Origin of the sequence: Lentzea kentuckyensis, from assembly GCF_002150765.1 — a bacterium.
In the GTDB taxonomy this organism is placed as follows: domain Bacteria; phylum Actinomycetota; class Actinomycetes; order Mycobacteriales; family Pseudonocardiaceae; genus Lentzea; species Lentzea kentuckyensis.
The window spans coordinates 119,262-132,678 of record NZ_MUYM01000050.1 but is presented as its reverse complement, the minus strand read 5'-3'; the positions used below and the strand labels follow the sequence as shown (position 1 = coordinate 132,678).

10 protein-coding genes are annotated in these 13,417 nt (G+C 70.1%); 6 read left to right on the top strand and 4 right to left on the bottom strand.

The window, feature by feature from the left end; genetic code table 11:
• Positions 1–28: 28 nt before the first annotated feature.
• Both B0F77_RS23540 and B0F77_RS23535 read left to right on the top strand, forming a co-directional pair.
• The gene (locus B0F77_RS23540; protein WP_245848576.1) at positions 29–661 is read left to right on the top strand and encodes a GTP pyrophosphokinase; all 633 of its coding nucleotides are present in this window, start codon (positions 29–31) and stop codon (positions 659–661) included.
• Positions 658–1,746: an MFS transporter gene (locus B0F77_RS23535; RefSeq protein WP_086665128.1), complete on the top strand. Its 1,089-nt coding sequence runs from the start codon at positions 658–660 to the stop codon at positions 1,744–1,746. The genes B0F77_RS23540 and B0F77_RS23535 overlap by 4 nt, the downstream gene beginning before the upstream one ends.
• Here B0F77_RS23535 and B0F77_RS23530 read toward each other — a convergent pair.
• Positions 1,733–2,554, bottom strand: coding sequence for a MerR family transcriptional regulator (locus tag B0F77_RS23530; RefSeq protein ID WP_086665127.1), 822 nt, complete (start codon positions 2,552–2,554; stop codon positions 1,733–1,735). The genes B0F77_RS23535 and B0F77_RS23530 overlap by 14 nt on opposite strands.
• Before the next feature lie 101 nt (positions 2,555–2,655).
• Here B0F77_RS23530 and B0F77_RS23525 point away from each other — a divergent pair, with 101 nt between their 5' ends.
• The 3 genes from B0F77_RS23525 (at position 2,656) to B0F77_RS23515 (ending at position 4,570) form a co-directional block, all read left to right on the top strand.
• Positions 2,656–3,579 carry an anti-sigma factor RsbA family regulatory protein gene (locus tag B0F77_RS23525; protein WP_086665126.1) on the top strand — a complete coding sequence of 308 codons (924 nt, stop codon included), beginning with the start codon at positions 2,656–2,658 and terminating at the stop codon, positions 3,577–3,579.
• Positions 3,580–3,795: 216 nt separating this feature from the next.
• Positions 3,796–4,149: a DUF742 domain-containing protein gene (locus tag B0F77_RS23520; protein ID WP_086665125.1), complete on the top strand. Its 354-nt coding sequence runs from the start codon at positions 3,796–3,798 to the stop codon at positions 4,147–4,149.
• Positions 4,150–4,234: 85 nt separating this feature from the next.
• On the top strand, positions 4,235–4,570 hold the full coding sequence (locus tag B0F77_RS23515) for a LapA family protein (protein ID WP_245848577.1): 336 nt from the start codon (positions 4,235–4,237) through the stop codon (positions 4,568–4,570).
• On the opposite strand, the gene B0F77_RS23510 is transcribed toward B0F77_RS23515, so the two are convergent.
• Positions 4,524–7,148, bottom strand: a complete 2,625-nt coding sequence (locus B0F77_RS23510; protein WP_143466865.1) for a helix-turn-helix transcriptional regulator — start codon at positions 7,146–7,148, stop codon at positions 4,524–4,526. The two genes, B0F77_RS23515 and B0F77_RS23510, sit on opposite strands and share 47 nt — an antisense overlap.
• Positions 7,149–7,428: 280 nt before the next feature.
• Between B0F77_RS23510 and B0F77_RS23505 the strand changes: the two genes are divergently transcribed.
• Complete coding sequence (locus tag B0F77_RS23505) at positions 7,429–9,972, top strand: AAA family ATPase (protein WP_158102801.1); 2,544 nt, start codon at positions 7,429–7,431, stop codon at positions 9,970–9,972.
• Here the strand turns inward: B0F77_RS23505 and B0F77_RS23500 are convergent.
• Together B0F77_RS23500 and B0F77_RS23495 are read right to left on the bottom strand one after the other, a co-directional pair.
• Positions 9,912–12,710, bottom strand: coding sequence for an AfsR/SARP family transcriptional regulator (locus B0F77_RS23500; protein WP_086665121.1), 2,799 nt, complete (start codon positions 12,708–12,710; stop codon positions 9,912–9,914). The two genes, B0F77_RS23505 and B0F77_RS23500, sit on opposite strands and share 61 nt — an antisense overlap.
• A 58-nt stretch (positions 12,711–12,768) precedes the next feature.
• The gene (locus tag B0F77_RS23495) at positions 12,769–13,320 is read right to left on the bottom strand and encodes an RICIN domain-containing protein (RefSeq protein ID WP_158102800.1); all 552 of its coding nucleotides are present in this window, start codon (positions 13,318–13,320) and stop codon (positions 12,769–12,771) included.
• Positions 13,321–13,417 lie beyond the last annotated feature (97 nt).

The window sequence follows — 13,417 nt, the reverse complement described above, 5'->3', positions numbered from 1 at the left end:
GACTCCGCGTGATCAGTACCCTGGAGTCGTGACCGACCTGGCCGACGACCTGAGCCTCCTTCGCGACCTCGACCGGCGGTTGCTCGTCTACAAGTTCGGGATCGAGGAGCTGATGACGAAGCTCCGGATCCTCAGCGAGGAGTTCGACTCGGTCCACCGGCACGACCCGATCGAGCACATCACGAACCGGGTGAAGAAGCCAGAGGGCATCCTGGAGAAGCTGCGGCGCAAGGGCTTCCCGCTCGAGGTCGACCGCATCGGCGACCACCTGGACGACATCGCCGGCGTGCGCGTCATCTGCCCGTTCGTGTCCGACGTGTACCGGGTGTCGGCGATGCTCTCCCGCCAGCACGACGTGAAGATCCTGCGCACCAAGGACTACATCGCCTCCCCGAAGCCGAACGGGTACCGCAGCCTGCACCTGATCGTGCAGATCCCGGTGTTCCTGTCCGACCGGGTCGAGCACGTGAAGGTCGAGGTGCAGCTGCGCACCATCGCGATGGACTTCTGGGCCACGCTGGAGCACAAGCTGTTCTACAAGTACGACGACAGCCCGCCCGCCGACTTCGTGGACGAGCTGATGTCCTCCGCGATGATCGCGGCTCAGCTGGACGAGCGGATGGAGTCGCTGCACCGCCGCATCCACCAAGACGAAGCGTGAGGAACGTCCTGCCGCTGTGCGCAGCGGGCTTCGTCACGGCGTTCGGCGCGCACAGCGTCGCCTCCAGCCTGGGCTTCCTCCAGACGAACCTGCTGGCACTGGGCCTGATCCTCGCGATCTACGACGGCGCGGAAATCGTCCTGAAACCGGTTTTCGGCTCCCTGGCCGACCGAATCGGTCCCCGCCCGGTCCTGCTCGCGGGACTGGCGGCGTTCGCCGTCGCGAGCGCCGCGTTCGTGCTGATCGACAACGTCGCCATCACCCGGTTCGCTCAAGGTGTCGCCGCGGCGGCGTTCTCCCCCGCCGCCAGCGCGATGGTCGCCCGCCTGACCCCGGAATCAGCCAGGGGCAAGGCGTTCGGGCGTTACGGCGCGTGGAAGGGCATCGGCTACACCGCCGGTCCGTTGCTCGGTGGCGTGCTGATCCACTTCGGCAGCTTCGACGTCCTGTTCCTCACGATGGCCGCGCTGGCAGCGGCAGTGGCGATCTGGGCCGCGGTGACAGTGCCGCACCTGGAACCCCTGCCGCGCCACCGGCAAACCGTCCGGGACCTAGCGAAACGCCTGTCCCACAGCGACTTCCTCCGGCCGACGGCGGCGCTCGCCGCGTCCACGGCGGCACTGGCCACCGGAGTCGGCTTCCTGCCGGTGAAAGCCGCCGAGCACGGCCCGATCGTCACCGGCGCCGCGGTCAGCCTCCTCGCGATCACCGCCGCACTCGTCCAGCCGCGCATCGGCAAGGCCTTGGACGCCGGACGCATCGCCACCCGCCGCGGCACCCGTGCGGGCATCCTCACGGCGGCAGCGGGTTTCGTCGCGGCCGCGACGATTCCCGGACTCCCCGGCGCGCTCGTGGCGGCCGTCCTCATCGGAGCCGGTTCGGGAGCCGTGACCCCGCTGGCGTTCACGGCGCTGGCCAAGTCCACACCGGACGAACGGATGGGTCAGACGATGGGCAGCGCCGAGGTGGGCCGGGAGCTCGGCGACGCGGGCGGCCCGCTCATCACGGGCGGGCTCGCCGCGGTCGCCTCGCTCCCGGCCGGCCTGCTCGGGCTGGCCGTCGTGATCGCGCTTACGGCTTGGTGATCTCCACCTGCAGCTCGGTGGTCCACTCGGCGGGGTCCCCGTGGCCGTAGTTCAGGTAGACCTCCCGGGCGAACCCGTTCTGCCGGTAGCCGTGAGCCTCGATCCACGACGCGACGGCCTGGTAGGTGGCGTCGACGTCGTCCATCGGCCCCCGGTGCACGACCGTCGCGGCGGTGGCCAGGGCCGGCAGGTCCACGACCTCGAACTCGAAGGCGGCGGTCGGTTCGACCGACACCGCCATCCCGGCGTGCACGACCACGGTGTCGCCCTCGGCGGGTTCGTAGGTGGCGATCCCGTACCCGGTGATGGGCACGCCGGCACGGTCGAGCCGCGCCATCAGCTCCGGGTACATCGGTTGGATGACCGGACCGATGTCCTCGGGCCCGTAGGACGCGGCGGTCGCGGTCAAACGGGCGACGCGGACGGTGGGAACGGGTTTCACAACAACGTCGTCAGTGGGCATGGCGCCTTCCCTTTCAATGGCGCGGAGACGTGCTTCGACCCGGCGCAACCGCGACTCGTCCGCAAGAATCTGCTGCCGCAGCTCGGCGCGCCGCAACGAAAGCATTCCGTGCAGCTGCTCGACGGAAAGTTTGTCGTCGAGCACGATTCGTACCTGGTCGAGCGTGAGACCGAGGTCCTTCAGCGCGATCAGCCGGTTGAGTCGCTGCAGCTGGGCCGCGGTGTAGAAGCGGTAGCCGGACGACGGATCGACGTGGGCCGGCGGGAGCAGGCCGACGGCGTCGTAATGGCGCAGCATCCGCACCGACACACGCCCCAGTTGGGCGAAGTCTCCGATGGTGAACATGACTGCTCCTGTGTAGGGGCTGACACGGTGTAAGAGTCAAGAAATGATGGTTTGAGCAACGCGCCGGGTGCGCACCCTGGGGCGTTGACGAGAGGTGGCACATGACGTTCGCACATCCGGCGTTGTTCTACTCCGATGAGGAGTCCTACATCGACGGGACCGTCCCGTTCGTCATGGAGGGCCTCGCGAACGCCGAACCGGTCGCCGTGGCCGTGCCCAGCCGGAACCTGGAGCTGCTCAAAGAGGCGCTGAGCGGGTTCGCGCACCACGTGACGTTCATCGACATGGCGGACACCGGCCGCAACCCCGGCCGGATCATCCCCGAGCTCCGCGCGTTCGCCGACCGGCACCGCGGGGCCGTCCGCATCATCAGCGAGCCGGTGTGGGACATGCGCACCGAGGTCGAGTACCCGGCCTGCGCACTGCACGAAGCCCTGGTCAACTACGCGTTCAGCGGCCGTGACCTCAGCATCCTCTGCCCGTACGACATCTCCGGCCTCTCCCACGACGTCCTGGCCGACGCCGAGAAGACCCACCCGATCGTCATCGACGCGAGCGGTCACCGTCCCAGCGACCACTTCCACCCCGCGCGGGTCGTCGTCGCCACTCACTCGCTCCCGCTGGCGACCCCGGCGGACGCGGCGAGCACGCTGGCAGGAGCGGGTGCGATGGCCGCGGTGCGGGCGTTCGCCCGTGAGCAGGCCACGAAGTTCGGCCTGTCCCGCGACCGCGTCGACGACTTCGCGCTCGCGGTCACCGAGCTCGCGACGAACAGCGTCCGGCACGGCGGCGGCGAGAGCACGGTCCGGGTCTGGACCGAAAGCGAAAGTATTGTTTGCCAAGTCAACGACAACGGCCACATCACCGATGTGCTGGCCGGCCGTACACCGGTTCACGCAAACGAACCAGGTGGTCGCGGACTGTTGCTGGTGAACCGTTTGGCCGACCTCGTGCGCACCCAAACGACGTCGTCCGGCACTGCAATCCAGGTCAGATTCGATCTGGGGAACAAAAAGGCAACGTGATCGACATACATTTGGCCGTGTTCGTTATAGCTTGAGGACGTGCACGACAAGGAAGCGACGGAAATCGGTTACACGGGGGCGCGTTTCGGGTCTCCGGCGACCCGTAGACGACTGCGCGCCGATCAAAGACCTGACCCGCACGGCGCGGAGACGCAGCAACTGCCCCGTCAGCAACCGTTGCGCCAACGCCCACCGGAACCGCCACCGGAGTGGCCGATGCAGGAAGAAGATCCACCACCCGCCCCCGCACGGGACAGCTCGCTCATCCGTCCCTACGCCCGCACCGGTGGCCGCACCACGGCCCGCCACGACCTTCGCCTGGAAACACTGCTCTCCACGGATGAGGACCGGCTGTACCGCGCCAACAACGACCAGGCGGCCATGATGCGGCTGTGCCTGCAGCCGCGGTCGGTCGCCGAGATCTCCGCGCTCATGAAGATCCCGCTCGGCGTCACGAGAGTGCTGCTGAGCGACCTGATCACGCTCGAGCTGGTCGCCGTGCACGAGCCGGGCGACAAGCCGAACATGGCGCTGCTCGAACGGGTTCTCTCAGGTTTGCGCAGGCTGTAACCCTTTTGCCAGCGGGCGGAAGCGCGCCTGGTCGCCGATAATCAGCACCGTGGCGACTCCCAGCGACGAGACCCCGAAGACGCCGATCACCGAGCCGATCCCGACCACGCCTCCGGCGGCGGCCGCACCGAAGAAGCTGCGGCCCACCCGGATCAGCGGCACGTGGATCGCCGTGCTGATCGCGATCGTCGTGCTGATCTTCCTGCTCGTGTTCATCCTGCAGAACGGCGACAACGCGACGATCCGCTTCCTGTGGGGCGAGTTCAGCCTGCCGCTCGGGGTGGCGCTGCTGTTCGGCGCGATCGGCGGCGCGGTGCTGGTCGCGGTCGTCGGTGCGGCCCGCATCCTGCAACTGCGCCGTCAGGCCAAGCGGATCACTGGTCGTCCCTCGACCTCATCACCAGCTCGACGCGAGAGCTGATCTCCAGTTTGCGGAAGATCTTGCGCAGGTGGAAGTTCACCGTGTGCGGTGACATGAACAGCTGCGTGGAGATCTGCCGGTTCGTCTGCCCCTTGGCGACGAGGTTCGCGATCGCCCGTTCGGTGTCGTCCAAACTGGACCATCCGGACGCCGGCCGCATCGGTGCGGCGCGTCGGCGGCGGCCGAGTTTGCGCAGCCGGCCGAGCACGCGGGCGCTGTCGCGGGACGCGCCGATCTCCCGGTACAGCCCGAGCGCGTTCTCCAGCGCCTTGACCGAGGCCGCGCGATCGGCCGCGGTCGTCAGCAGCACGCCGAGGTCCTCGGCCGCGTTGGCCCTGGCCCACAGGTCGCGGTGCTGCTGCGAGGCCAGTTCCAGCAGCGAGGCGTCGGCGTCGAACAGGCCGCGGGCGTGCAGCGCGGCCGCCGCCACCACGCGCAGTCCGGGGTTCTCCTCGGCGAGCCGTTCCACCCGGTCGACCACGGCCTTGGCCAGCCGTTCGTCCCCCGCCTCCAGCGCGCGGCGGACGAACCAGCCGGCGGCACGGGGTTCCTCGGCGAACAGCCCGGACGCCACCAGTCCCGGGTACTCGTCGGTGAGCAGCCCGAGCGCCTTCTCCAGACCATTGGCCACGTACGAGACCAGCACGTCGGCCCACTGGTAGTAGGCGCGCGAGAAGATGATCCCGTCGACCGGGACGCGTTCGCGGTACCGCTCGACGTGGTCGATCGCGGCGGGCAGGTCACCGGTGTGGATCGCGACCACGGCCAGCACCGCCAACGCCGGCGCGACCAGCGCGACGTGCCCGGTCTCCTCCGCCACCGTCAGCGCGCCGCGCGCCTCGACCGACGCCTCCTCGATCCGCCCTGCCTGCAACAGGATGCGCGCCTGCACGACCGCGGTCATCAGTTCCTTGGTCACGACCGCGGACGGCCCGCTGCGCGCTCGCCGCACCACGCTGTCGGCCTCGGCGAACTCGCGCATGCCCGAGTGCAGCGTCGCGAGCAACAACTGCGGGTACGCGCAGAGGTCGTGCGAGGTCACGGACTGCGCGGCCTCGCGGGCCAGTTCCAGTGCCGCACCGGGTCGTCCGGTGTCGCGCGCGATCGCCGCCAGCACCGCCAGCGCCGTTGCCAGCACGTCGTCCGGCGAACCCGAGTGGGTGCGCACGACCGTCTCGGCCAGCTCCTCCGCGCGGCGCCGGTCGTGGCCGAGCAGCGCCATCATCCGGGTGATCTCCACCCACGGCGCGAGTTCCGGCAGCAGGTCGGGTTCGGCGAGCAACGCCTCGGAGATCGCCGCCGACTCGCTGTGCCGCGCTCCCAGCAACGTCGTCGTGGCGACGCAGTGCCGCAGTTTGGCCGCGGGTTCCGGGGAGACCTGGCGGGACAACGCGTCCTGCGCGAGCGCTTGCGCGGCGGTGAGCTTCCCGGCCGCGATCAGCGCGCGCACCGCGACGACCGTGCGGTGCACCAGCGAAGCGGACGCCTGGTCGGTGAGTTCGAGTGCCCGCACCGCGAGTTCGGCCGCGGCGTCAGGCGCGTTCCACAGCACGGCGATCGCCGCCGCGACCAGTCCGTCGATCGACCGCACGTCACCGCGCTGGGCGCCGTGCAGGAGGTGTTTGGCGGCGTGGACGGCGGAATCCCCGCGCCGCAGCAACATCTCGCCGGCCTCGCGGTGCAGCGCGCGACGCACCGGCGGTGGCACGGAGTCGGCGACCAGCCGCCAGAGCAGCTCGTGCCGGAACGCCAGGCGGTCGTCCAGCGACGTCACCACCCCGGCGCCGATGACCTCCTCCAGGGAGGGCAACAGGATCGCGGTGCTGGAGGCGAGCATCTCGGCGACGTCACCGGGTTCGAAGCGGGGACCGAGCACGGACGCGACCTGCAGCACGTGCCTTGCTTTGCCGCTCAACGAACTGACGCGGTCGCGGAGCAGCGACTCGGTGCGCCGCGGCGAGCGGTCGGACCTGAGCGACGCGTGCTCGGCGGTGATCACGATCTGACCGTCTTCGCCGAGCGCCTGGAAAAGACCGACCAGGGCCCCGGGATTTCCCTGGGCGGTCGCCGCCAGCGCCCGGAGATCGTGATCGGGAACGCCTCCGGCGAGATCGGCGACGAGGTCCACCACCACGTTGTCCGGCAACGGTCGCAGCTCGATCCGCAGGGCTCCGCGCTGTGCGGCGGCGGCGAACAGGCGGTCCGCTCCCTCGCCGCAGCGGCGGGCGAGCAGCCAGACGACCTTCTCGTGGGTGGGGGCGGGGAGCAGGGCGCGCAGCGCGGTCAGGGTCGCGGGCTCGGCCAGGTGGAGATCGTCCAGCACGACGAGCGTGGGACCGTCGGGGTGCCGTTCGGCCAGGCGGGCCAGCAGAAAGGGCTGATCCAGTTCGTCCTGTGCCGTGGCGACTTCGAAACCGCGGCGCGTGGCGACGGCGGCCAGCTCGCTCAGCAACCGCGTCTTGCCGGTTCCCGCCGCGCCGTCCACCAACACCACACCGGTGCCCGCGTCCAGCACACCGCTGAGGAGTTCCCGTTCTCCCGCACGGCCGCGGAACACTCCGTCCCGATTCCCCGACACCCATTTTCCTTTCGCTCCGCGGCGGCGGAGATGAAGATCTGCCTTACCACAACGACCTGCATCCCGACCAGCCCTGAGGCAGCACCTCTAGGCCGTTGGGATGACCACAGGAGGCCACTGTCCGGCTGCCGCTACCCATTCGAGTAGTTGCCCGGCGGATCATACGGGCCGCCACCCTGTTGAGACGCCCATAGCGCAGGAACCTTTACCTGGGCAAGTGGCGCGCTTTCTCATAGCATCAATTCCGCTGATCCATTCACCCACGGATTGTGGAGAGATCTTGGAAAACCGGCTGAAAGTGTGGTGTGCCGGAATCAGCGACCGAGTGACGCCGGGCACGACCACCGTGGTGGAAGGCGCTCCCGGTACCGGGAAGACCGCGGCGCTGGACGACCTCGCCGCGCGCTGGGAAGCTTCCGGCCGGCATGTCGTGCGGGCGCGCGGCAGTGCACTGGAGAGCGACCTGCCGTTCGGGATCGTGGCCCAGCTCTTCGACATGATCGACCCGGATGTAGTGCCCGCGGAGGCGCTGGGCGCGCTGCGGCTGACCGCGCCGGCCGCCGACTTCGCCGTGCTGCACGGCGTGTACCGGCTGGCCGCGACGCTGGCGGGCACGTCGGGCCTGCTCATCGCGGTGGACGACGCGCACTGGGCGGACGCCGCGTCGTTGCGCTGGCTCGCCTATCTGACGTTGCGGGTCCAACGGTTGCCCATCGCGGTCGTGCTGACGGTGGGTGCGGGCGAGCGGTGCGACGACCCTTCTCATGGCGAGATCATGGCCGCGTGCGGACGTGTGACGCTCGACAACATGTCCGCGGACGCCGTCGCCGCGTTGATCTCCCCCGCCCCGGCTCCCGAGTTCGTCGCGGCGTGCCTGGCGGCGACCGGCGGCAATCCGCTGGCGGTGACCCGTCTGGTCAGGGCGTTGGCGGAGGACGGGGTGCCACCGACCGCCGAGGCCGCGTGGCGGGTCGCGCACCGCGGCGCGGAGGTGTCCGGCGAGATCATGGCGGCCCGGCTGCGGCGTCGTCCGGCCGCCGTGGTGGCCGCGGCGCACGCGCTGGCCGTGCTCGGACCGTCCCCGCATCCCGGCGTGCTGGCCGAACTGACCCGGCTCTCGCCGGCCGAGCTGGCCGAGGCCGTCCGGACGGTCGAACTGCTCGGGGAGGCCGGACCGGCCGTGCTCAACGACATGCCTGCCGTTGCGCGGGCTGCACTGCATCTGCGGGCCGCACAGTCGTTGCGCACGCACGGTGCGTCCGACCGGGTGGTGGCCGAACATCTGCTGGAGACCTCGCCGGGGCTGGAACCGTGGGCGGGCGAGGTGCTCGACCGGGCCGCGCAGGAGGCGGTGAACCGGGGTGACACCTCGGGTGCCGCGCGGTTGTTGTGGCGGACCCTGCGCGAATCGGTGGCGAACCCGTCGCGGGCACTGCGGTTGCTGGGTGTCGCGGAGCTGGTCGGCGACCTGCCTGGTGCCACCGCACGATTGCGGGAGGCCTTCGAGTCCGATTCGGACGATCCGGAGTCCGCCGTCGCGCTGTCGTACGCCTTGCACGCCGAGGGAAAACCGGCCGAGCTGGCTTCGGTGCTGGCCGGTTCGCCGTGGGCGCGGGCACATCTGGCCGTGCACGGGTTGGTGTGGCAGGAGGCCGTGCCCTCGTCGGTCTCGCTCGACACGCCCGCCGGGGTGCTGCACCGCGTGATGGTCGGTGACATCAGCGCGGCCGAGGCGGTTCTGCTCGTGTCGGCGGAGAGCACGATGTCGTCGCTGACGTCCGCGATGATCCTCAACCTGGCCGACTCACTGGACGCGGCACTGGCGCTGCTCGACGACGTGGATCGCACGCAGCCTCCCGCAGTGCGGGCGCTGACGTACGTCATGCGGGCGAACGTCCAGCGGCGTAAGGGAGATCTGGTGTCCGCCCGCGCCGAGCTGGAGCTGGCGAGCGACCAGCTGCGGCAGGATCGGCGCTGGCACGCGGTTTCCGCGTGGCATGCCGCGTTGCTCGCCGACATCCTCCTGGAGGAAGGGCACACCGACGAGGCCGCGGCGGTGATCGCCGAGGCGATGACGGAAGAAGCCCGCAGGACGTGGACCTACGCCAGTCTGCTCACGACTCAGGGCCGGATGCTGACCGTGCGAGGGGCCGACCACGAGGCGCTGGAGTCGTTCCTGGCGGCGGGACGGCACTGCGGGGGCTGGCCCTATCGCAATCCCGCGCCACTGGCCTGGCGTTCCGGGGCCGCGCTGGCCTGTGCGGCGCTGGGAGACGGCGAACGGGCGCGCGAACTCGCGCTGGAAGAGGTCGAGCTCGCGCGCGTTTGGGGCGCGCCAAGGGCGTTGGGCATGGCGTTGCGCGCGGCCGGCCGGGTCACCGCGGGCGCGGCCGGGCGGACGCTGCTGGAAGAGGCCGTGCGGGTGCTGCGCTCGTCACCCGCCCGGTTGGAGTTGGCGCGTGCGTTGGTCGACCTCGGCGTCGTGGCCCGGCGACAGGGCGATTCCTCCTGTGCACGAACAAGTCTGCGGGAAGCGGTGGACCTGGCGCAGAAGTGCGGATCTTCCGCGATGGCCGCGCGGGCGCACTCCGAACTCGTGGCGACCGGCGCCGGGCCTCGGCGGATGCGCCAGACCGGGCCGACGGCGCTGACCCCGACCGAGCACCAGGTGGCGGCGCTGGCGGCACGCGGCCGTTCCAACGAGGAGATCGCCGCCACGTTGCTGATGCCCGCGGACTCGGTCGAGGGCGTGCTGTCCGGGACCTACCGCAAACTCGGTGTCTCCGGCCGGTTGCAGCTCGCCGAAGCGCTCGACGCCGGGTAACCGGCCAGGTGTTCCTGGATGCGGGACGCGTCCTCGGCCCGGTGCTGCGCCCGGTACAGCTCCAGGGACCGCTGCCAGGTGGCTCGCGCCAGGTCGTGGTGCCCGAGAGCGCGCTGGGTGTGCCCGAGCCGCTTGAGCGTGTCGGCTTCGTGGTAGTCGTAACCGATCTCGCGGATCAGGCTGAGCGCCTGCTGGTAGCGGTCGAGCGCCTGAGCGAGGTCCCCGGTGTGGTGGGCGATGTACCCGAGGCTGTCCACCGTGGTCGCTTCCAGTTCGCGGTCGCGGTTCTGGCGAGCCATCGTGAGAGCGGTCTCGCAATGGACGCGCGCCTGCTCGTACTGCCCGAGCTGGGCCTGGTGCCAGCCGACCTGGGTGTGGGACCACGCCTCGTAGACGGGCAGGCCGATGTCCTGGAACAGGCGCAGCGCGGGAACGGCGTGGTCCAGCGCCAGCCGGTCGTCGCCCAGTTCCTCGCCGAACCCGGCGAGGACGTGGTGCGCGTTGGCCTGGCCCATGACATCGCCCATCTCCTCGCAGGCCGCGAGGACGACACGGAGGTGCTGGAAGGCTTCGGTGTGCAGGCCCAGTCCGCCGCAGGCGACGCCGAGGCGTTTCCTGACCAGGGTCCGCACGCGCTCGTCGGTCGTGTGCTCCACGGCCGCCATCCCGGCCCGCCACACCGCGACGAGGTCGTGGTAGTTCCCCCTTCGGCGCAGGTACGTGTCGACACCCCAGGCCAGGTGCCAGACCTTGTCGTGCCAGCCGTGTTCCGCGGCCAGTTCCTGCACGGCGAGCAGGTTCGGGAACTCGGCGGCCAGCCACTCCATCGCGGCCGCGCCGTCGCCGAACTCGCGCGGGACGCAGCCGGGTGCGGGCGGTCCGAGCTCGACCGGATCTCCCGGCACGTCCAGCACGCGCTCGGCCGCGAACGCGGTGTGCACGTAGAAGTCGACTACCCGTCGCGGCACGGCGGTGTCGTGCCGGCCGCGTTCACCGGCGTACAACCGGACGAGGTCGTGCATCCGGTAACGGCCGGGGGCGTGTTGATCGACCAGGTGCGCCTGTTCCAGTTCGCGCAGGCAGGTGCGGACGCGGGCGATCGGCAGAGCGGTGAGGCTCGCGGTGGCGGCCAGGCCGATGTCCACGCCGGGAGCAAGCCCGAGCGCACCGAACACGGCCGCCGCTTCGGCGGACAAAGCGTTGTAGGACCACGAGAACACGGCACGCAGGTTCACCAGGTCCTCGCCCGCGTCCAGCGTGTCCAGGGCGCTTTGCTCGCGCAGTTCGTCGACCAGCACCGACAACGGGAAGTCCGGATGCGCGGTGGCGCGGGCGGCCACGATGCTGATCGCCAGCGGCAGACCCGCGCAGCAGGCCAGCAGTTCCTCCGTCACACCAGGTTCGAGCCGGTGTTCGCCCAGATGCGTGGCCAGCAGCCGACGTGCCTCGTCGTCGGTCAGCCGGGCCAGGTTCAGCGCATGTGCGCCGTGCGCGGCGACCAGCCCGCTGAGGTGGCGGCGGCTCGTCACCAGCACGAGGCAGGTCGGGCTGCCGGGCAGCAGCGGGGCCACCTGGGCGCTGTCGACAGCGTTGTCAAGGAAGACGAGCATCCGTTTGCCCGCGACGAGGCTGCGGTACAGACCTGCTTGCGCGTCCACGTCGACCGGGACGCCGGAGGGCGCGACACCGAGCGCGTCGAGGAAGCCGCGAATGGCGGTCGCGGCGGGCATCGGTTGGCCTGCGGGATCGAACCCACGCAGGTTGACGTACAGCTGGCCGTCGGGGAACCGGTCGAGGTGCAGGTACGCCCAGTGCGACGCCAGCCAGGTCTTGCCCATCCCGCCGAGTCCGCCGATCGCGGAGATCACCACGGTGTCGTTGTGCTGTCCCGCGGCGGCGTCGAGGCGGGCCAGCTCGCGGGTTCTGCCGGTGAACAGCCGTGGCCGGGCGGGAAGTTGTTGCGGTATCTGCGGTTTGGCTCGTCCGGCCGGCACCGTGAGTGCCGGGTCGGCCGCGAGGACCTGTTCGTGCAGACGGCGCAACGGTTCGCTGGGATCGGTGCCGAGCTCGTCGGCCAGCAGCTTGCGCACCTGCTGGTAGTGCTCCAGCGCGTCGGCAGTGCGGCCGCTGCGGTACAGCGCGAGCACGAGCTGCCCCGCCAGGCGTTCGTCCAGCGGGTGCTCGGCCACCCACGCGGTCAGGTCGGGCAGGAGTGCGGCGTGCAGGCCCAGGCGGAGCTGGACGTCGACGAGGTCGAGCCGGACCGCGTGCCGGTGGTGGATCAGCGTGGCGCGCAACGACTCCAGCCAGGCGGTGCCCAGTCCGGCGAACGGTTCCCCTCCCCACAACTTCAGCGCCTCCTCCAACAGAGCGGCGGCCTCGCTGTCGGCACCGGCGGCGCGTCCGTCCTCGACGAGCCGGCGAAACCGGTGCAGGTCCACGGTTTCCGGGTCGGCGGTGAGCTGGTAGCCGGTCGACCTCCTGGCGATCGTCACCCCCGCCGCGGGTGCCAAAGCGTTGCGGAGCATGGTGATGCTGTGCTGAACGGCGGCACGCGGCTTGCGCGGAAGGCGGCGATCGCTCCACACCCGATCCACCAGTTGGTCCACTGACACCACCTGGTTCGCCTCGACCAGCAAAACCGCCAGCACAGCACGGAGTTGCGCGTACCCGATCGCGACCGGCCGGCCGTGGACGTGCGCCTCGACATCGCCGAGCAGTCGGAACCGCACCGTCATCTGGTTTCCTCCCCGTGCCCCTTCAGCATGCATACCGGGGCACGGGGAGGAAGTCACGTCACGGCCAGATCTGCCACCACTGGTCGTTGTAACCGAGAATGCAGTTGTAGGTCACGGCGCTCTCACCGTTGTTGCCCTTGTTGGACGGTACGGCGAGGCAGCGGCCGTTCTTGTAGTTGCGCAACCGGTAGTGGACGTTGTCGGGCATGAGTTCCGGCAGCCACCACTGGTCGTAGTAGCCGTCGACGCAGTCGTACTGCACGACCTTGGCGCCGTTCCTCGGGTTCGCCGCGGCGACGCACCGGCCGGTGTTCTGGTTGCGGAGCCGGTAGTACCCCGGCGCGGCGTCGATCGGCTCGAAACGCCAGTACTGGTCGGTGAACGAGGAGATGCAGTCGAAGTGGATCACCGGCGTGCTGTTGCCCGCGAAGGTCACCGCGAGGCACTTGTGGTGGTAGTTGTTGATCAGGTTCTGGTACGTGCCCGGATTGATGCCTCGCACCGCCGGTGGCTGCTGCTGCTCCGTGGCCACCGCCGCGGCCGGCACCAGGAACAGCGCGGCCGTCGCGGCCACCACGAGCGTCAACGCCTTGCGTAACCAGATTCTCATCGATCCTCCAGAGTCCCGGTCTGACCCGCTCAGCGTCACCCCCTGCCCACTGGCGATTCGTTGGCGTCGAATGAGTGAGCAGGTCAGACTGGTTCGG